We start from the raw sequence: 14,003 nt of genomic DNA, 5'->3' as shown, positions 1-14,003 counted from the left end.
GGTCGTCCTCGGCGATGGGCTGGCGGCGGACGGGTTCCGGCGCTGGTCCCGGCCGCGGCGTCGCAGCGAGCCCGCTCGCCGGTGGAGGCGGGCTGACTGGTGAGGCCGGAGGCTGTTTGCCGAACAGGGCGTTCAACTGCGGTGCCGCCGCCGCGCTGGCCGCGGCGCGCGAGGCGTGGACCGCTTCGACGATCGACAGCCCAGCTTGTGCGCGTTCGTACCGGCGAGTGCCCGATTCTCGATGCGCAGATCGAGCAGTGCGCCTTGGCCGGTCACCACGGCGGTGACCAGCTGATCGGTTGGACGTCCCGTGTGCCGGGCGGCCGCCAGCCGCGCGTCCAGCTCACCGGCTTGCTGCTGCACCAGCCGCAGATCGCGGCCCAGAGCATTCACGGCCTACGCATAACGCTCCCCTGCTCCCGGTCCTGTCCGTATGACAGACCGTGCCCGGGCAGCACCCTACTGTGACTCCGCCGTGGCGCAACCAAAACTGAGAAATAAGGGTCGATATCACCGCGGCGCAGGCGGGCGCGAGGAACGTCGCGACTGTCATCGTCCACTGAATGCTCTCTCAGCAGGCTCGAACCCGACCTCGAAACCAGCGGCCCTGCCACCGCCGTGCACAGCGCGCAACCCAGCTCCGCCACTCGGCGGTTCCGTCCCTCGACCGACGAAGGGCGCGATCCGCACCAAGCCCTCCAACAACCGGACACCCGCCATCGTGTACACGGCCACCACCACGAGCGAATGACGAGCCAACAAGCCGTAGACGGACACGTTGCAGGAGGTCCCTGGAGTCACCGATACGACGTCGATACGACATCGTCCACTGTTCGATCACCCGCCACGCACGCTATGGGCTCCTGGTCGAGTCCCGGCGGTGTGTAGTTCGGGGATACACCAAGGAGAACAGGCTCCGAGCCGCGTCGACACCTTCGTACGTCGAAGTGGTGGCCGCCGCGGACGACCCTGCTGTGGCGGCGAAGGCATGGAGTCGGCGAACTCACGAAACCGCCATGAGGTGAGTGAACCGGGCCGTTCGTGGGGTATCCGCAGGCGGTAACGCTGGCTTTGGACTCGACTGAAGAGTCAAACATTGCGGTTACGGCGGGTTGCGGTGAGAGTGTCGAGACGGCGACGCAGGTCGTCGGCACCGTGATAGCGGAATTTGCCGTAGATGCTCAGCGTGCGGCGCCAGGAATTAAGGGTGCGACGCGACGACGTCGATAGGGCGCGCTGACCTCGATCTGGCAGATCACTGTGTGTCCGTCGGCATCGCACAAGTGCACGCTCAGCCCGCCGACCTGGTTCCCGTCCAGTCCCAAGACGATTTCCGTGCGCGTCCCCTGGATCTTCGATGCTCTGAGATCGATCACGAGGTCAGCGGGCGACGCCTGCGATCGATCTCCTGGATCGACGGGGAGCTCCAGCCACGTCGCCGGTCGAGGTGGTTCTCCTCGCGGAGGTTGCACGTGGTCGTGCGCAAGTTGACCGAGTGGTCGTAGCTGATCGTCCGGCCTCCGGCAGCTGCGGCGCAGGTACTGCGGCCAGACCCATGGCTACAGCGGGACGTCGTGGAACCGCCCGGCCCGCGCGGCGCCCGCTCCAGACTTGCTCTGGACTTCGGTTCTGGGTTGTGTCCATTTCCGGTGCGAGTGCCTGATCCGACACCGGCTCGGATGGGTTCACCGTGCTGGCGATGTCAGACTGGCTCGCGTCTGCGGTGGCGCGGAAGGAATTCTGCTGGCCAGCTCGCTCCGCGAACGAGGTCACCGGTGAGCCGTATGCCGGTCAGCGAGCGACGAGCTTGAATGTTGCGGCGAGAGGGTCAAAGCTGGTGTTCGAGCCATCTGGACCGAGGGACACCGCGGTCATGTGGTCGAGCAGGCGGTCAGGCGACCAGTCCTGCACTTTGGCTGCTCGCACGCCCGGTGTATCGCGGCCGATGCGAGCGAATCAATGGTTGTGGCATCGCCTGAGACCGGCTCCGAGATATCAGCACCTGCGGCACGGAGCACGACGAAATCCTATCGAACTGGACGTGTTCTGCGGCAGAAGTGTCGAGTGCAAGCCGCGCTACGGCCGCGGGTAGTCCCCGGCACAGCATGTCGTGCACCAAACGGGCTGGGGTCGCGACGGATGACGCAGGCGACCCCGGCAGACGACGCTATTGGTGGTCACCCAGCTTTTTGGGTACCCGCCCCGGTAGATTCGTACCCGATCTGTCCTTGGCCGGACCGTTCGGGCAGGCACCCATCCGGGCGTGGAGAGATGTGAGATGGTCGAAGGGTGGCGAGGAGTGCTGGGGAGTTTGACAGCTGGTACGCGGATCGGGCCGAGTCGCCGATAGCCGATGAGCTCGTGCGGCGGGTGCTGGGGCTTCCGCCGGATCTGCAGTCCACCAGCCTGCTGGGCGAAGCTGGGCTCGATGAAGTTGTGTCGGCGCTCGACCTGTGTGCTGAGCGAACTCTGGCCGATCTGGCGTGCGGTCGCGGCGGATACGGGCTGGAGATCGCGCGACGCAGTGGTTGTCGGGTGGTGGGGATCGACTTTTCCGTCGTCGCGATCGAGCAGGCCCAGCGCCGGGCACGGGAGTTGGGGCTGGCGGATCGCGCTGACTTCCGCGTGGGTGAGCTGACCGCTACGGGACTGAGCACGGCGTCGGTCGACGCGGTGCTCATCGTTGATTCCATCCAGTTCGCCGAGCCGCTACCGGACGCATTGCGAGAGTGCCGTCGAATCGTTCGCCCCGGCGGACGTGTGATTGTCACCTGCTGGGAAGCCCTCGACGCGGACGACGAACGGCTGTCGCCGCGACTGCGGCAGCTGGATCTGGCCCGGCAATTGCCGCGTGCCGGGTTCGTGGATGTCGAGGTCACCGACAAACCGGTGTGGCGTCGGGCCGAGCATGCGCTGTGGCGCGAAGCCCTCACCGTTGAGATCAGCGACGACCCTGCACTGCGGTCGATGCAGGAAGAGGGGCAACGCGTGCTCGCGACCTTTGACGGGTTGCGCCGGGTCCTCGCCACGGCACGCGCACCCCGCGCAGTCCCGTGGTCGCCAACCTGAGCAGCCCGTTCGCCGTCACGGGAGTGTGGCTGGTGCGGGGCAGCTGACCGAAGTGACGAGGGTGCGGCACCCCACCTGCGGCAAGCCGGTTCGTAGGTGACCGCGTCAGGACGGACTCCAGAGACGGATCCGGGGTGGCGGCGGTGACCTGCTGGGCGAAGAGGTCGGTGCGGCCAGCAGCCAGCGCGGGATCCGCGTGAGGTAGCGGATACGCTGCGCGGCAGTGCACCGGCATGGTGTGCGGCTTCGGCCGGGGTTGCATCCAGGCGGACGCAACTCACCTGATGACGAGACACCACTCGACGGCCACGACGCCCGAATAGAGCACCAAGCCGGTCGCAGGCCCGACGCTGCGAAGTCCGGACCGCCGGCCGGCTCTCGCGACGATCATCCAGGCGAGCAGGACCGAGGCGGCCCAGCCGGCGAGTGGAAGCCACCACGCGAGGCTCTGCCCCGCATCGGTGCAGATGAACGCCGTGTCGTCGGGTCTGCACGGGTCGCTGCTCATGACCCCGGCCGCGGCGAGCACCACCGCTCCCACACCGGTAATAACGGCCAGCAGCCAGCACGCCGCCGCGAACAGCACCCGGCGCGCCGTCGGTGTCTCGCCGCCGTCAAGCCCGAAAGATGGTGTCCTGTTCACGCGGATCCCTTGAGTACGCGATTGCGACCCGAGCCTACTTCTTGATCAGATGGCAGCCCGCCACTGAACTCGGCGGAGTTGGGTTCTTCAGTCCTCCCTGTGACGCCGAAGTCGGCGTCAGACGTTCTCGCAGCGCAGTGCGCAGCTTCTCGTAGCCGACGATCGCCTCATCCAGTGTCGGCCTGGTCGCCAGCTGCGCGTGGTGCTGTGGCTTCGACATCGACGGTCTCGTCGGTTGAGGATCAAGATACGGGTGGCCATCGCTACATCCAGCCGACGTCACAACGGCCGCCAGCGCCGCGGCCTCAGCTGCGGCTTGCCGGCCACATTCGCGGCGATGTTGTGCTGGTGCTGTCGACCCCTCCGGGGTCGTGCGGGTGTACTCGCTGTGCCCGTGCGACGCCGCCAGCGACGCGCCGTCCGGCCCGGTCGCCGTGTCGGCCGACAACTGAGTCCTGCCGTCCATCGCGTACGGGGCTCGACCGTACCGCCAGTCTCCGGCACCCAATGTGCAACCCGGTCGCCATCGGCGTTGATGTTGTAAGGGTGTCCCTGCGGCACTTCAGAGCGGCGGCGGTGTTGTCGATCCCGAAGTGATCGGCCACACCCGGAGAGCCGAACACCACCGTGTCATCGACGCCAGTGCCGCCGTGAGTCAGTCGATCCCGGTGACGATCGAGCTCTGCAAGCGCCCGAGCGTGGTGAATGCGGATCAGTGGTGCCCGGGCGGATGCTGTATCGGGGCTGGAGCAGTGCTCCAGTTTTGCCCCACCAGGAGCACAACATCACGCTGTAAGAAGATCGCCGAAGATCAAACCCGGAACGCAGAAAACCCCTCCGACCTGCCGGGACGGCGTGATCGAAGGGGTTCTGCGAGAGAGTGGAGCTAAGGGGACTCGAACCCCTGACCCCCTCACTGCCAGGTCGATCATGGTCCTGACCTGCGGCGATAGAGAATCGCCTGGTTAAATGATGCGCTTCGGTGCCGTCGCTGGCAACTGTGTGTTGTTGAGTGCGGTTGTGACAGGGGGGTTTGCCCAGCTGTGCCCCAGTGAAATTGGTGAGAGGACCGCCCGCGTTCGTTTCGAAGAACCATGCGGTCGGCACACGACGGTGGGCAAGAGCCAGCCGAGCGGGGTCAAATCGAGCAGCGCCGTGTAGACGGAACCCGCACTGACGAGCTATGTCGGTGGTGCGGCCGGTTCCCCGCGTTGAGCTGCCGAGCGCCGCTTGCCGAGGCGCACGCTCTGCGGCTGAGCGGGTGTAGCGGCAGTCGTCGCGGCCTTGAAGCTCTGGAGAGAGGTCAGGGTGACCAGGAACCGGCGAAGACTGCCATCTCGACGCGGTCCGGCTCGTCACCGAACTCGGGACGGACGGACTGATCCGCCGCCCAGTGCAGATAGGCCAGCCAGGTGCCGGTCCACCGCTCCGTCCGATACTTCCCGGCTGGTCCCGCCGATGCGGGCAGCCGGCCCTCCACGACTCGGTCCAGGATCAACGGCTGGATCCCTCCTTGTCCACGGCGATAGCCGGCGAAGTAGAGCAACTTCGTGAAGAACGCAGCTCCGAGGCCGGGGAGCTTCGCGGTGGTCCTGAACCGCTCGTAGCAGCGTTCGACTACAGCCGGAGTGACGGCGTCCGAGCGCAGTCCTCCGAGTGCGGCTTCCAGCAGATCGCCGGCCCGCTCTTGAGTGAGGATGCGGCCGATCCGAAACGGTCCGTACCCGCGGCTCCGTGTCCCCAGGCCAGCACGCCTGCCGCGAGCTGCACGCTTGAGACGTTCCGCGAGCGCCGGCGTAGCGAGGGCGAAGACCTCGCTACGCCAGACATTCCCGGTTGAGGCGAAGCCCGCCGGCCACGCGCCGGGAGGGAGTCCTGCTGCCCACCTCGTGACGTCGACCGGAATTGGGCCTGGCTCACCAGGGAGCGCACCATGTGACACGAACATGAAGTCGCCGAGCAGCGGGCGTTCATTACATCTTGGCGTTTGCGGCAAACTACCAAGTGCCGAGGTCTAGTCGCCCCTTGTCTCTTGGTACGACGAAGACGGGCCGAGGCGAATCAGGGGTCAGCCCGCGAGGTGCAAGCAGGTAGTCGTCTCCACTGCGGATCAGCAGGACCAAACCTGTATAACGATAATGGAATTCACTGCCTTCGTCGGTCATTCGGACGACTTTGACTCCGGCTCCGGCAATACTGAGCCGCTCTTTCGTGTGCAATGTCACAGTTGGTTGATCCTGTGCTGTAGCGAGGAATTGCTGTCCCTGCTGGACTCCTAAACGCTCAGCGTAGGACATGATGATCATGAGTGTGCCCGCGACAGACAGCACCACCAGCGCCGACGCGCGTACACCACGTGATCGTCCACCCTTGTGAGTCTTGGCTGCAGCGCTCTGGTCGGCATAACCCAAGGCGGCGGAACTCGCTGCCAATACGTATGGTAGCCAGTAAGGCGGCGCACCGCCTTGCGATACGACGGCGATGGTCGCTGTGGCGGTAGTAGTCAATCCGAGCCAACCCGCGGATCGTATCGCGATCAGCGCTCGACGGACACGGCCCTGGCCCTTGTGGGTATCAGGCGTCCGCACCACGAACCGGCGGTGTAATGCGCTGGCCACAACAACGATGAAGCCCAAAAGCAATATCGCGGGCAAGAGCACGATGAAGCCGCGATACACGTAGACAGCTGGGTTGAGGCTGAGCATGCTCACGTTGACGTTCAGTGTCCGGTACGTGGCATCGGTGCGAACCCACCCCAGGAAGTAGAGCAACGCCGTTCCCACGGCAACGTCCAGGACGATCGCGGGCGCGCGGGCCCACCACGCGGTAGGAGCCGTTTCAGCAGAGTTCAAGGACATGTCCACCAGCCACATCCCCAGCCGGGGGGCGGCTGGACAGTCGGTGGTGCTGTACTGGTGGGAGACGGCTGGGTAGTGGTTGTGCTCGGGTTTGGAGGCCTGGGAATTGGCGACGTGTTGGGTGAAGCTGATATTATCGGCAAGGTAGGTGCTGCGGCTTGCTTTGAAGGAGCTGGGCTCGGATTCTCAACGGGGGAACTCGGATTTAGTTTGTCGTCCGTAGTTCTGGTCGTGGTCACTGAGGTTGCAAGAGGGGAGATCCCTGTGTCGCCGCCCACTGGAAGCGGTGTTCGTGGTGTAGGGTCCTGCGGAACAGTGCATCCTGCACTTACTGCAGTGGTAAGCATGGCTAATAGAACGATAACTGCTCGGGTCGTCATCATATCTCCCTGGAAGCGAGGAGCGTCAGGATAGTGAAGTTCTGCAACTGAAGCCAGGGGGCGCGCTACACGCCGGGCAGGTAGCGCTGCACCGGCTCGTCGAATTGGACTCGGTGTTTACTGGACCAGTTGGAAGATCAGGGCGGCGGTGAACACTTGGTGACACTGCCGATCCGGAAAGGTGCCGGCCGGCCAGGCCGGGGCGCCAATGGCGATGTCGTGGACCCCCGACGTGCCGGACCACTGGCTGCCTGATCCGGGCCAGCGAGCCGGTGGCTGCGGGCTGGGGCAAGCCGGCGATCGCTGCTTCAGCGCGGCATCGTTGATCAGCGGGATACCAGCCGCGCAAGCAGCACAGCCGGAGCGCGATGGCTGCTGCGGTGATCGCAGTTCGGGCCCGTGCTCGACCGCGTCGTCGGGATAGCGGTTTAGGTAGATGGCCGCCCTGTTGAATGTGAATATGTTAGCGAGGTGTTCAGCGGTTAGCGGGCACCGCTTGCGTCCCGGTGGGTAAGCGGGCGCCGCGCGGTGTGGTCAAGGTCGTCATCGGGCGCATGGGACTGGACGCGGCGGTGCACGCGGCGTGCACCGACACCGCCGGCGCGCACACCGTGACGCGGACGGGCAAGTGCTCGAGACCTTCAGTGTCGACGACGACGGGCACTTCGCGGACATCAGATCCGGCGCGGGGACTTGTCTCGGGTGCTCCACGACGACGCTCGCAACTGCGCCGAGTGCATCTTCGGTGATCGGATCGTCGAACTCACCCAGGACGTGGACGAGGTCGACGTGGCCTTCGCGGGCGGCGACCGGCGGCGCTCGACCGGGTGGTCGGGCCGACAGGCCGCACTCGGCGCCGCGGGCGATGGTCTTCGGGTCGCACGGGCGGTTCCTCCGCTACCTAGGGGTGCGCGTCGGGTGGGCGGCCGAGGTCGGACCGGAGTGAGGCGCCTGTTCGTGGCCGGTGATCTCTTGACGACTGTTGTGGAAAGTGCAGGCGCGCACCGACGTGTCACTCACCACTGATCAGCAGGAACGGGTGGCCCTGCTGATCGCTGATGCCTTGGCGTTGGTGTGGGCGCACGTGCCGGACCTCCCGAAGCCACCGCTGGCCACGGCGGTGGGCGTGATCTGTACCGCGGTATTACGGGCGCACTTGCCGCTAACGAGGGCAGCGGCTTGTACCTCGCCGACGACGAACTTGACCTGCTGCGCCCGCACCGTCCCCCACCGCGTGACACCTTCTACGTCTGGACGATGTGAACCCCAGTCGCGGGCGCAGCAGAATCGACTACTGTTTTTCCTCGGGCGAGGAGCTTTGTTCCAACTGTAGTTCGCGTTTACGTTGCTCCTCCTTCAACGCCTCAACCTTCTGCGCGTAGATCTTGAGAGCCTTATCCTCATCGGGGATGTCGTAGTCGCCAACGCGGAGCTCGACGGCGTTGTATTCCTTCTCAATCGCGTCGGCGGTCTGTTGCTGGTTGAACCCGCGTTCACGGAACTTGAAATAGCCGGTAAACCCGGCCGAGACACTGACCAAGGCGGCGATACCGGCACCACCCCAGCGCAGTATCGGTTCGGTGAGGCCCGCGCTGGTCAGGCTGGTCACCACGATCGAACCTACGATGATGATTGCTTGGAACAGGTTGTGGACTCGGCGGTTTCTGGTGGCCTTGCGCCGGTAGACGTCGATGTCACGCCAGGATAGAGCTCTGTACACCCGCAGGGACTTCTTGGCCTCACGGGAGATGGCCGAAACCAGCAACATATGTTTGTGCTCGCGCTCGGACAATTGATAGGCTTCATCAGCGATGTCCGGCCGGTTCCGCAGGATCAGCCATGCGGCCGCAGTCGTCGATGCCGCACCTGCGATCAGGCCTACGTAGCTGAACGGCGTCCGGTTGGTGATCCAGAATCCGTAAGCGGTGGCCCCGCCGAGTCCAATTGTTACGATCAGACTGCCGATGAGCCAGACATAGCGAAGCCGCTGCCTAATTTTCGCTTCCCGCAGCGCGCTTTGCTGTTGCGAGACTTCATGCGCTGCCTCGCGTTTCCTGTCGTCGCTGCCGGTTTCCGACAATGGCTGCTCCGTCACCCGAATTCCCCTCGAACAGTAAACACAGCGTAATCGGATCGATACCCTATTTGGGATGAGTGGGTCATGCCAGAGGATTCGACAAGACAGCCCGGATGGACTAGCGGACGGCAGGTTTGAGGATGCAGCTACCACACTCTGTGATCATCACTGCCCCGTTGGAGATTCCCGATGCCTACGGCAAACCCGACGCCGCAGCTCGAGTGCGGCCCCCGACGCACCACGCCGAACCACCTTGGGCCTGCTCCAGTCCGGCCGCTCTACCACCCCTTGACATAAAGGGGAGCCATGAGCGAGCAAGAGACGGGCAGAATCTCGGCATGGATCCCGACCGTGAGCACGACCAATGGACGGCGACGGAATACGAGCGTGGGTACGTTCGCGCACGGTTGCGGCTCCTGACCACGGAACAAGGTGGTCGCCGCGCGCCGATCCACTCTGGCTACCGGTCGCACTGGGCCTTCCGGCCAGACCTGCATCGGGAAGGCCATGACGCGCCTCTGGCGCGCTGGAAGTGACGACGCTACTTACGCCTGGCGAAGAGCCGGTGGCCCGGCTAGTCGCGCAGGCTGATGTCGTGGAGGTGGTCCTGCCAGCCCCATGATCGGCGCGCTCATCGGCTACTTGAGAGTGCGTGTGGCCCCGGCTGTCCCGGCCTGCGCATCCTGGATGGCGGTCGGCGCCTGCAGCGTCGTTGAGGGCGACGTTTCGTTGTTCTCGTCCGGGTGGAGGTTGTTGTGGCGTGGGTGGAACAGTGTGGCAGCCGGACTTGGCGCGTGAGATATCGGCGGTCGGGTAGCGGTGTTCGGTCGGTGTCCGGATTCGGCTCGCGGCGTGACGCAGCGGCTTACGCCGCGGGATTGGAGGTGGATCAACGTCGGCGGGTGTGGATCGACCCGGCCGACAGCGCGGTCACGTTGGCCGAGTGGGTGGCGCGGTGGTTCCGGTCGCTGGATCTGGATCCGCGGACGATCGAGAGTTACCGAAGCCGGGTTAATCTGGTTGTCGACGACCTTGCCGCGATGGTCAGCCGGATTGAAGCCGAATTTCCTGAGGTGTCTTCAGGTGGCGGCGCGGTCGAAATACGTGACCCTGATGGCAGAGTTGTCCGTATCAGCGAAAAGAGAGCGCCTGGCTCCGCTGGTTGACATGCTGACGGTGTTCGCCACGTTCGTGATGTGCCGGCAGGTCCTTCAGGTATCGGCTACTGTCGGACACGGCCGCGTCGCGTGCAGTTTCAATTGTGGAACTTCACCGGATTGTGAACTGTAGGTAGATCGTCGGGCCGCGAGCGCCGGGACGAGCCTGCCGAAGGGGCTGTACTGCCGCCGGTTGGCACACGCAGGAGCCGCGCTTAGTCGGGTACTGTCACGAGATTCCGGTTTGCGGGTTCGGAGGCTGCTTCGGGGAAGACGCCGAGGTCTACGAAGGCCGGCAGGTCGATGTGCGAGAGAGTCTGGCCAGCCGCGGGCATCGCGCGCTCGATCTTGCGCTTGGCGGCGGCGATGATCGTCTCAGCATCGCTCTCTATCAGATCGGGGCTAAGCAATACCGTACGCTCGAATTGCGCGAGTAGCTTCTTCGCGGCTTGCAGCCGGTCCGCGCGCGCTGCGCTCATCAAGGCGGCATACACGGAACCGACCTCGGGCAGTCGTGCCCAGTCTGCTCGAGTCGTGCTGGCTTCGATGCTGAAAACAACGTGGGCGACGTCCGTCACTGGCGATCCGTCACGCCAGCACAGCACATCGTCAGACAGCACGCATCGCCTCCCGGCGAGCGCGGCGAACGTTGTCGCCAGTACCGCGAAAACTCCCGTACGTACCGGCGTAAACGTTCGGACAGCGCCCACCTCCAGCACGGAATCGCGGGTGCCGATCAGTGCGTTCACGCCGTCTTTCAGCGGCCGGATGAGACTGAGCGCCGGCGCCACGAACGAGACGCCGGCCAGCTCACCGACTGATTGTAGGAAGTTGAGATAGGGCTCGGCCAGGTCCTTTTCTTTGATGGCGAACAGTCCGATCTCCATGTCGAGCGGCCCGCCAAGGTAGGGGACTGGGCCCGCGAGCCGTGTCGGGCCGATCGGCACCCTGGCGAGCTTGTCCCCGGTGATGCCCCGCATTGACGCAGGGCTTGTAGTCAGGAGGAACTCGGCAGGGGTCAGGCTGGCGTGCTCCAGCCGGATGTAGCTGGTCAGCGAGCAGTGGTACCGCGACGTCCACCGCCGTTCGTACGGCAGGCGCACGGCTAAGAGGTGGACGTGCAGATACTCGTTCTCCACCGCGCGGCGGACCAGGTCTGCTCTGGCGTCGTCTGGGGCGAGTTCGTGCACCGTCCAGGGGCTGGCGGCAGACTTAACGGCCGCGGGCCACAATCCCATGTGGTTATTCCTCCGATGGCTTGAGTCGCATCATCTGCAGGACTTGCCGTGCCCAGATCCAGCTAGTGCACTCGAATGGAGCTCCGAGTTCTGTCCGTTCGCTGCAGAAGCCGATGAGCTTGCCGTCGCTGTCGTACAGTGAAGCGCCCGAGTCGCCGCCTGCTGTGTCGGCGTCCGTCAGCACGCACAGCGCGGTGTTGCGCACTTCCGACATGAGCCTCATGTCGAAACTGCGAACCATCGTCTCGGTGGGGCCCGAGCGCGCGCCGTCGAAGGTCGCGAAGACCTGTGTCCGGGGAGGCACGCCCAGCACTCCGCGGCCCGGTGAACCCACGTGAACTTGGTAGGGATGGGTGAGCAAGGCGCAGTCAATAATCTCGCTGCTCCCGATCACGGAGGTGAGATGGCCTGAAATGTAGAGGTCCGCTCGGTTGGCGACCGCGCGCCGCGCCGTGGTCAGGACGGCTTCGCCGACATCGGTCACGGCCGCCATGCCCACCGTGCCTATGGCATCCTCTTCGCCCACCGTTCTGATGCCCAGACAAGGCTGGGTGGTCATCGGGACGAACTCAGGCGCGGGAACGACCATTGCCGCGTACGCCCGTCGTCTGCCGACCTCTCGCATTGCCGGCTCGAAGACGTCGAGGACGTCGTACTCGCTCGAGCGGTCGGCTAGCCGCCGGAGTACTCTCCATTCTGTGTCGGGTATTCGACGGCCGCGCTCGAGGGCGAACTCGAACATGTCGATGTAGACCACAATCGGCCTCGCATACGGCGGCATTCCGGGGTCGAGGACTGCCAAGTCATACCGGCGACCGTTAGCGTGGGGTACCAGGAGGGTTTTGACATCGAAAAAGACGCCACGCGAAGCACCCGCTAGCATCAGTTGATCGCGCAGGGGCAGCCCATACGCTCAGGCGGCGCCAGGAAGCCCCGTCGTCGCAGATCACGACGCGTGAGCGGATCACGACGCGTGAAGGGCAACCGTTGGCCACCCGGTCCTGGGTCAGTGCGCGTCCAGAGCATGGCGGCGAGCATGAGTTCGGCGCGATCCGGCTCAATGCGGAGAGCCCGAGCGAACGTTCGGGTCTCTGGTCCGACGCCCTCTGCGGCACCGTCGGTGCCGATGTACAGATCCGCGAATTCAGTGATATTCATCCGCCCTCAATCGTTCACCTATCAGGCAATCCACAAGGTCGCATCGCACGAGCGATGCGTTACAGCACGACAGTGAGTCCAGGTCACGGACTAGAGGCTCGAGCACTGTCAACCTCGGAGTCGTAGTGATACCGAGGCGTGCCGTGTCGGAGTCGGTCTATGACCAATCGGTGCAGTGGCAGCCGACCGATCTCCGCCACGGTTGCACCAGTCCATGAGGCGATCAACGGGCAGCCGCCCTCAGATGGCCGGCCGCAGCGAATACGGTCATGTCGGAAGCGGGCCCACGAGCGAGGGATGCTCCGCCCCGACCACGCGACTCGGGGCGAGATCACCGCCTATGCCTTGTCCGCCAATTCCTGCCAAGGGCGGCGCGGAGTTAGGGCGCAACCATCGGCGGGCTGGATGCCGAAGTTGGCGCAACCGACTTGGGGATGGTCAGGGTGCTCAGGTTCATGGAAGGGAGCGGGTCTGCGTGATCACGGCAAGACTTCGGCGGGTTGGTTGGAGGCGTACCCGGGAACCGGTGCGGCGTCACCGGAAAGCAGGCGATTGAGACCGCCGAGGAAGGCGAACGGGACAGGCTGAACTGCGCGTCCGGCGGCCAGCGTGGATAAGCTACACCAATAACCGCCCGAAGGTCCCGTTCCCCAGATCTCTGCTGGTGTAATTGAGCATTCGATGGCACTGTCGACCGGCTGCGATCGGCCCATGGCCGCCCTCGTCACAAGTTGAGCGGACTGCGGACAACCTGCCGCCGTCAGAAGGCTCCGTAACGAGACCGAGCGAACTGCGACCTCCCAGGAAGGAGGAGGTTCGCCCATGCACTGGATCAGCTACTGGGAAGCCTGGCAAGTGTGGTGGTCTGGTAAAAAACTCGATGACAGCACGGTCTTCATGCAACTGTCAACCGTCACATGGGCAAGGATCGGAAAGTTGCTGGAGTTTGCAGGCGGCTTGACAGTCCTACTCGACCTGGCAGGGCAGGACCGCATACAGCAGTACGTACGTGCCGCAACAATCGCTTTTGAGGGCCTCCTAGACTGGGAAATCCGTCGATTCGTTTCCTTTGTCGATAACTTCGCGCGAACAGTTTGGATAGTTGCAGAAGTGAGCATGATGGCCGCCCTTGCGACGGCTCTCAACTCTCAGATAATCACTGTCACGACGATCGTGCTTGGCGTCATTGTGATACTAATCAATTTACTTAATTTACTCACTCGGCAGACCATGCTTGTGATTCTCTTAATTGCACCAGCATTGATATATCTACTTAAAGGTGAGCGAACATGGCATCCCGTCAGATGGTTGGCATTTTTACTTTTCCTGATCGGATTTCATTTCGATCTGCTGACGAGCTAAACTTCTGCTTGTCTCGGCCTGTCGATCGGTGGCCGCATGCTGCTGCCGCGCAGGCCTGCCC

Annotated in this window: 10 protein-coding genes; 3 read left to right on the top strand and 7 right to left on the bottom strand. The window is 64.2% G+C overall.

Going from position 1 to position 14,003, the window contains the following annotated elements:
- Positions 1-132: 132 nt before the first annotated feature.
- The gene (locus BT341_RS44980) at positions 133-393 is read right to left on the bottom strand and encodes a YbaB/EbfC family nucleoid-associated protein (protein WP_072481394.1); all 261 of its coding nucleotides are present in this window, start codon (positions 391-393) and stop codon (positions 133-135) included.
- 1,968 nt (positions 394-2,361) lie between these two features.
- Between BT341_RS44980 and BT341_RS41350 the strand changes: the two genes are divergently transcribed.
- Positions 2,362-3,069, top strand: coding sequence for a class I SAM-dependent methyltransferase (locus BT341_RS41350; RefSeq protein ID WP_177329019.1), 708 nt, complete (start codon positions 2,362-2,364; stop codon positions 3,067-3,069).
- Between the two features lie 277 nt (positions 3,070-3,346).
- Here BT341_RS41350 and BT341_RS41345 read toward each other — a convergent pair whose 3' ends face one another.
- From BT341_RS41345 to BT341_RS47165, 4 genes are all read right to left on the bottom strand, one after another.
- The gene (locus BT341_RS41345) at positions 3,347-3,655 is read right to left on the bottom strand and encodes a hypothetical protein (RefSeq protein WP_072481391.1); all 309 of its coding nucleotides are present in this window, start codon (positions 3,653-3,655) and stop codon (positions 3,347-3,349) included.
- Between the two features lie 1,360 nt (positions 3,656-5,015).
- Complete coding sequence (locus BT341_RS48050; RefSeq protein WP_425426506.1) at positions 5,016-5,660, bottom strand: 8-oxoguanine DNA glycosylase OGG fold protein; 645 nt, start codon at positions 5,658-5,660, stop codon at positions 5,016-5,018.
- A gap of 49 nt (positions 5,661-5,709) precedes the next feature.
- On the bottom strand, positions 5,710-6,576 hold the full coding sequence (locus tag BT341_RS44975; RefSeq protein ID WP_143168804.1) for a hypothetical protein: 867 nt from the start codon (positions 6,574-6,576) through the stop codon (positions 5,710-5,712).
- 1,665 nt (positions 6,577-8,241) lie between these two features.
- A complete protein-coding gene (locus tag BT341_RS47165) occupies positions 8,242-9,045 on the bottom strand; it encodes a DUF4231 domain-containing protein (RefSeq protein ID WP_245805268.1) in 804 nt (267 codons plus the stop codon).
- 884 nt (positions 9,046-9,929) lie between these two features.
- Here BT341_RS47165 and BT341_RS44970 point away from each other — a divergent pair.
- Positions 9,930-10,193 carry a hypothetical protein gene (locus BT341_RS44970; RefSeq protein WP_143168803.1) on the top strand — a complete coding sequence of 88 codons (264 nt, stop codon included), beginning with the start codon at positions 9,930-9,932 and terminating at the stop codon, positions 10,191-10,193.
- 206 nt (positions 10,194-10,399) lie between these two features.
- Here the strand turns inward: BT341_RS44970 and BT341_RS41330 are convergent, their stop codons facing one another.
- Positions 10,400-11,374 (bottom strand): hypothetical protein, encoded by a 975-nt coding sequence (locus BT341_RS41330; RefSeq protein ID WP_143168802.1) that lies wholly within the window; start codon positions 11,372-11,374, stop codon positions 10,400-10,402.
- A 52-nt stretch (positions 11,375-11,426) separates the two neighbouring features.
- Positions 11,427-12,224 (bottom strand): S46 family peptidase, encoded by a 798-nt coding sequence (locus BT341_RS41325; protein WP_143168801.1) that lies wholly within the window; start codon positions 12,222-12,224, stop codon positions 11,427-11,429.
- 1,178 nt (positions 12,225-13,402) lie between these two features.
- Between BT341_RS41325 and BT341_RS44965 the strand changes: the two genes are divergently transcribed.
- Positions 13,403-13,942 (top strand): hypothetical protein, encoded by a 540-nt coding sequence (locus tag BT341_RS44965; RefSeq protein WP_143168800.1) that lies wholly within the window; start codon positions 13,403-13,405, stop codon positions 13,940-13,942.
- Positions 13,943-14,003: the final 61 nt, after the last annotated feature.

It is taken from the genome of Amycolatopsis australiensis (assembly GCF_900119165.1).
Lineage (GTDB): Bacteria > Actinomycetota > Actinomycetes > Mycobacteriales > Pseudonocardiaceae > Amycolatopsis > Amycolatopsis australiensis.
The sequence above is the reverse complement of the archived record's forward strand: the minus strand, read 5'-3'. Positions and strand labels throughout refer to the sequence as shown.